Source organism: Pseudovibrio sp. W64, assembly GCF_001623145.1.
Taxonomy (GTDB): Bacteria; Pseudomonadota; Alphaproteobacteria; order Rhizobiales; family Stappiaceae; genus Pseudovibrio.
Genome location: NZ_LMCI01000031.1, coordinates 1 through 6,319 on the forward strand (window position 1 = coordinate 1; position 6,319 = coordinate 6,319).

The following is a 6,319-nucleotide window of genomic DNA, read 5'->3' on the forward strand; positions in this document are numbered from 1 at the left end:
TGTGCGGCAGAATAGTAAATACGGCGGCGATACGTCATGTCGAACACTCCATCTCTATTTAAAGATTAGAGTGTTGCATCCACCTGTTGAGACCACCACCAATAGCTGCCGTTCACATGGCTTAAAGCCCGTCCAAACTTTGGCCAGTGTTCAACTACAGGTCACTTTCATACCTTCAATCTTGAACATCAACTACTGGATGTTCTTTCTGAGTGTCTTTTGGTGCCACTCGGCACCTATCCAGGGATCGTTTGAGGTTAGGGGTAGAGTAGTACGCTAAGGATACCCTTCAGGGCTATTTTATCACTCTGAAGATGGTTTTCGAGCATAGTCATGGCTTCAGATCGAGCACTGGGGCAAATTCCAAAGGCCTGCTCAATGAGGCGGGCTTCACCCAGAACATCCTTCGAGAAGTTGAAGGCACCAGCCTGACCTTTGCGCAGTGTCCTGTGCTCTGCACAGGAAGGGCTTTGTCAACAGGGCCTAGAGTTTTCAGTCTCCTTGATCAATCTGTAAGGCGATGAACCTAAAGCGGAAACACCGACCTATAGCGAAAACATATAGGCGATAAAACAATCTTGGGTTGTACTACCTTCCAACAAAAATACACTCCCGCGGACCAAAGCCTCGAGTACGGCACCTGTTATCGTAACCGATGATAGCAACGTGTCACGGCCCATAGCCAATTAACGACATTATTTCGATGGCGGCGTTTTAACATTAGGGAGAGAGCCTATGCAAAAAGACCATCGCATTCGCTTAGAATTCACCAATAACAGCTCATCCGTTTTCACTTTTGAGCAAGCTCACTTAGAATATGGTCAACTCGCAGATGACAGCGAGTGGCCAAAAGAAATAGCTGCCGATGGTGGTCGCGCAACCGTCGAATGCGATGAGGCAGAAATGTCTATCGCAGGATGCGCAGGCTGGGTAAAATATAAATCTTCCTCGCCTGAAAACCCTATCAGTATCTATTTCTCGTTCGCCAATCCGATTGGGAACGTGAACAAAATTGATGCCGGCACAAGCGATCAGATATACGAAACCATGACTTCTCAGTTCCTGCCCGTGCAGAGAGTTTTTCCAACCGAAGGTTCCGAGGAGCACTATTGGACGGTGGATGCATCCAGTACAGATGGAAAAACCAACGACGCTAGATTTGTGATTGAAAGCGGTGATACGACGGAAATTATTCCGGAGAACCCGCAGATGGTAAATGCCGCAGCAACTTTTGACAGTGTCAATGCAAACTCTGGTGGGACTGGTTACTATTTTACCATCCACCCTTCGATCTACTCACATTTTAAAGGAGTTGGTGCTTTTGGCTCAAAGTTAATCTTCACGCACACAAACGTGATGACTGACGACCAGCAAGGCATATACATGATTGGAAATAAAATTCCAAAAAAATATGGAGGCAGTGACATAATTCAAGCAACTTATAACACCGAACATGATCCCGCTTGGGGTCATCCAGGAGGTGTTCAAGTCTGCGGTAGCTATATGGCACTTACACTCGAGAAAAGTGACAAACATAACACCTGCTCGGAAGTACAAATATACGATGTGCGCCCCACGGCAAAAAACAAACCGATGAAATTTCTGACCACGATCCCGAGGGACGATAGCGGGGTAAATGGCGCAGGGATGACGAAAGAAAAGTCAGTAGGTGAAGAAGAAGGGAAATACATTGTCATTGCAGGGGATAGCCCGGGGCTAAGTGTCTATCGATCCAAAACAGCTGAAATTAGTACACAACCCGACCAGTTTGATCTCATTCAGTTGATTTCAAAGAAAGATCTCCCTGACACATTTAGTCCGGAGGGTGGTTTCGCCCTCGCGACACAGGAAGATGGACAGCTTTTTATTTTCACAATGCACGGCACCGATAGAAGTTTTGGTTTATATCGGCTCCAGATTGAAGGAGATCATAGCGCAACTGTAACGCAAGTTCGTGCTCCAATACTATTGGAAACTGGCCCCTCCTCATCAGCCGACACGGAAGCAAGATACGACGATATGTCAGGTGCTATCAGCTTAGCTGGTCTCAAAGCGAACTATATGCCAGGTGTGGATATGATGTCACCGTCTGACCTGGGCGCCAATTTTCGATGGGGGAAAGGTCTTCAGATAACGTCACCTACCAGTATTGAGATTTTTGCAACCTCTAGGAGTGCGCTAGCTGGAACGTTTTCAATCGCGACTTGGAAGGCGTATACAGCTATTGACGCTGTCTGGTGGCCTAGCATTTATTACACTACAGGCTCCTCGGTGGCGATCGCTACAGATTACAACTCAGGCTGCCTGGAAATGAACCGTGGCTCTGGTGGAAATAGCAACAAACTTTACTACCGCGTAGGAAGGGCGCATTTCTCCGGCAATCGTATCGACTTTGGAAACGGCATATATCTTACAAGCAGCTCCGACTTTGCCGTATCTATGGACAATAAAGACCACTGTATCTGTGTGCATAGGGAAAGTGGGAGTGGCAATAAACTATATTATGCCGTTGGACTTGCGGATATAGGTGCCAGGACGGTCAATTGGGGCAATAATAACAATTACACCACCGGGACCAAGGTCGCAGTCGCCATGGATAATCATGGTAACTGCGTTGAGCTACACACCGGTAACGGCGACGACAAAAACAATCTCTACTACATGGTTGGGATCGTTAACTCCACTGCAAAGACAATACATTGGGGAGATAGCGACAAGTATGACACGGGCGCTGACATTGCCATCGCAATGGATGATCATGGTAATTGTGTAGAGACACATAGAGGCAACCCGGCTTCTGGTAACGACGATAAACTTTACTACCGCGTTGGCAGAATAGACTTCAGCAAGAAGACCATAATTTGGGGTGATAGTATCCAATACGATTCAGGCTCAGATCACTCAGTAGCGATGGACAATAGTGGTAATTGTGTGGAGGTTCATCGAGGTCGCGGTAGCAGCGTTGACCTATACTACCGTACTGGAAAAATACAATTTGAGAAAAAAAAGATAGACTGGAGTGAAAGTAAGAAATACGACCATGGCTCTAATCTTGCTGTAACCATGGATAATAATGGCCACCTTATAGAAGTGCACAGGCATTCGGAAGGTGGCGATGACAGCAATAAGCTATACTACAAAATTGGTTTGCCGGATCTGGACCCCGCTGACTAAGCTCTTCCCTTGCAAAGCACAGCGTACTTCAAACTCCCCGTAGTGACGGGGAGTTTTGTGTATACGTGACGATTTGTATGATCAGGAATGGTCATAGAGAGGCTGGAGCCCAGTGAGCGTGGCGGAGGTGCTGTCCAGTATAAGAGAACTGGCTCTTCATCAATGGTATTTTGTCTGTCTTGGGGATAGGTTACCCTTGGCGGGATATGCATGAAGGCTACCGTAAACGCCTTAGGTTGGGGCTACTTCAATCCCCGATGGAAATGCTCCAATGTCTCCAAATGGCCCGATATCAAAGCGATATCACTCATCAAGAAGCTTTGCCGAAAACTATACTGCACATATTTCGGTCCTCTGAGCAACGCTTGGCAAGCAAACAAGTAGTTTGTTGTTCTTACCAAGCTGAACCTCAATACTGTCTTCTACCTGCTGTAAGATTAGCTCGATGTGGTGGTTGAGGGTGGTTTGGAGGGGTTGTCATGACCATATCAAATCTTCCTATGATCAGATCAGTAAAACCAGCCTGGAATCGTGGCAGGATTGTCGGGCAAAAGCGCCCTTTGCTACCAAAACATGTTTGGGTCATTCGTGTTCGCCTTGAGCTTGCAGGCAAAGTACGTGAGCTAGCTTTGTTCAATACAGCAATCGATAACAAACTCAGAGGGTGTGAGCTTGTACGTCTTAAGATTGTCGATGTTTTTACTGCAGGGCGAGTGAAAGAGCGCACTTCAATAATTCAGAATAAGACCGGTAAGCCTGTTCAGTTTGAACTTATGGAAGGAACCAGATCAGCCTTGTCAAAATGGATAGACAGTCCAGAAATGATCGGGTCTGAGTATCTATGGCTTGGTCGGTTTCATGACAGGCCGCACATTTCGACGCAACAGTATGGTCGAATGCTGAAAGAGTGGGTTTTATTAATCAGGCTCGAACCAAGTTCTTACGGCACACACTCAATGCGCAGATCTACAAGAAGACAGGTAATCTTCGAGCGGTGCAGCTTCTTCTTGGCCACACAAAGATGGACAGTACTGTCAGATACTTAGGTATAGACCTTGAAGATGCACTTTCGTTGTCAGAGAAAATCGACATTTAGCAATCAAGGAGCTGGTAGGGAGCAGCTCCGTACTCTTCAGTTGTCAGCATGACCAATTGTAGATATTCGTGGCTATCGCTGACTGCGGCCACAACTGAAACTCTGCAACTAACAGTATGGTGTGTTGACAACAAGGGCGATGTTCAGGATAGGTGATGAAGTGTACGCCCTCAACGCATTTTAAGGAACCTTGGCCATGACAGGATTGCTGGATCACGGGAGCCTCAAGTTCCTTGACCTGCTTAGTCCAAAGGTCGAGGCCGCTTTTGCAGCTGTCGAGCATCGCCATACCTATCAGGACGGCCGCACGATCTTCTCGACCGGTGATGATGGTGATCGCCTGCTCATTGTGCGTTCAGGGGCAGTTAGAATGGGACGTTTCAGCCCTAGTGGCCGAGAAACAATTCTTGCTGTGCTTGGTGAGGGCCACTTCATTGGCATCATAGGCGTGCTGACCGGTCGCAAGCGAACGCAAAATGCTGTTGCAGTTGGTAAAACGACAATTGGTTATGTTCACAAAGTTGATTTTCTGACGCTAATGGACGCTCATCCCGAAATCGCCCGCGCAGCTTTGCCAGCGACGTTGAGCCGTTTGAATGTGGCGCTGAACATGCTTGACGATCTGCGTTTGCTACCTTTGCCTGCGTATACAGCGGTGTTTTTGCAGAACATGCTCGAAGCTTCAGAAGTGCCAGGGATGCTCAACTGGAACCAGTCTGAGTTGGCTATCGCTGTGGGCACCTCGCGTGTCTCTATGGGTAAAGCGCTCAAACAGCTGGAAAAAAGTGGCCTGATCGTGCTGAAATATGGCGCAATTGCCGTTCCGGACGAGCAAGCCCTGTCAGATTGGATTGATGCCACCAGAGCCGAGCATTTATCTCTCTGAGGTCTGACCGCCCATCCGGTGTGCACAAATCTGAGTAAACAGCCAGATTGCTAAGTTCTTAGCATTCTTTGCGCGGCTGGCTACGTACAATCCCTCTGTATTTTCATCCCATTGATATTCAGTTGTCAGCATTTTGACCGCTGCCACTGGTATCGGCGTGCCGTCTGGCGAATGACTGGGAAGAGGGATCTGTAACGGCTTTGCTTAGGGGACATTTAACTGACGAGCGCTCCTGAGCAGGTCACCGATAAATTCCGCGTCATTTCACGTCAAAACGATCAGGTTTTGAAGTGAGATGGGTACATCAAAGATTTTGAACCAAGAGTTCCGATAACCATATGACTACGCCCCCTTCAAGAACATATTTCGAGCACTTTCTGGACCATCTGCGGCACGGTGGGCGCATAACCAAAGTGGCCGGTGTTACAGCAAGTCGAGCGCCCTATGTTGCAGCTACGTTAATTGCATCAGGGCCTTTGATGTTGTCCGGAGCAACGGACGCCCTTGGGCAGACATGGGAAGGTAACCACTCGACCGACTGGTTTACTGAGGATAACTGGTCTAGTGATATTATCCCGAATAGTACACATTATGTTACCGTTGATACCACAGCACCCAATCCGACCATTGTAACGGATAAAACCACCAACGGAACGGCAAAGGCAAATAATCTGAGTGTGGGCTACAACGGCGAAGGAACTCTGACGGTATCCGATGGCGGCGTGGTGAATAGTAAGTACGGCTATATTGGACATAACAGAGGATCAACTGGCGCCGTTGAGGTGACCGGCATCGGGTCAACCTGGGACAACTCGGTGGATCTATATGTCGGCAGCGATGGCGATGGTACTCTGACGGTGTCCGATGGCGGCATGGTGAATAGTGACTACGGCCACATCGGTTATAGCAACGGTTCAACCGGCAGTGTTGAAGTGACCGGTACCGGATCAACCTGGGTCAATTCGGGCATACTAGCTGTCGGAGGATCTGGCAAGGGCACTCTGACGGTATCTGATGGCGGTACGGTGAATAGTAACTACGGCTATATCGGCTATAAAAGAGGTTCAACTGGCGCCGTTGAGGTGACCGGCACCGGGTCAACTTGGGGCAATTCGGGCAATCTGAGTGTCGGCCGCGATGGGGGGGGCTCTCTGACGGTGTCT

General features: G+C 48.3%; 2 protein-coding genes and 3 pseudogenes. 4 read left to right on the top strand and 1 reads right to left on the bottom strand.

Features of this window, described 5'->3' with window-relative positions:
* Positions 1–257 precede the first annotated feature (257 nt).
* A pseudogene (locus tag PsW64_RS27135) lies at positions 258–449 on the bottom strand (hypothetical protein); the annotation flags it as partial.
* A gap of 286 nt (positions 450–735) precedes the next feature.
* Between PsW64_RS27135 and PsW64_RS13440 the strand changes: the two are divergent.
* From PsW64_RS13440 to PsW64_RS27630, 4 genes and pseudogenes are all read left to right on the top strand, one after another.
* The gene (locus PsW64_RS13440; RefSeq protein ID WP_063303942.1) at positions 736–3,174 is read left to right on the top strand and encodes a hypothetical protein; all 2,439 of its coding nucleotides are present in this window, start codon (positions 736–738) and stop codon (positions 3,172–3,174) included.
* A 500-nt stretch (positions 3,175–3,674) separates the two neighbouring features.
* Positions 3,675–4,270 (top strand): annotated as a pseudogene (locus PsW64_RS13445) (tyrosine-type recombinase/integrase).
* A gap of 196 nt (positions 4,271–4,466) precedes the next feature.
* Positions 4,467–5,156: a Crp/Fnr family transcriptional regulator gene (locus tag PsW64_RS13450; RefSeq protein ID WP_063303943.1), complete on the top strand. Its 690-nt coding sequence runs from the start codon at positions 4,467–4,469 to the stop codon at positions 5,154–5,156.
* Between the two features lie 338 nt (positions 5,157–5,494).
* A pseudogene (locus PsW64_RS27630) lies at positions 5,495–6,319 on the top strand (hypothetical protein); the annotation flags it as partial.

Bases quoted from the DNA above. Each gene is read 5' to 3' on its own strand.
- PsW64_RS13440 (WP_063303942.1), top strand. From the start codon at position 736: ATGCAAAAAGACCATCGCATTCGCTTAGAATTCACCAATAACAGCTCA.
- PsW64_RS13450 (WP_063303943.1), top strand. From the start codon at position 4,467: ATGACAGGATTGCTGGATCACGGGAGCCTCAAGTTCCTTGACCTGCTT.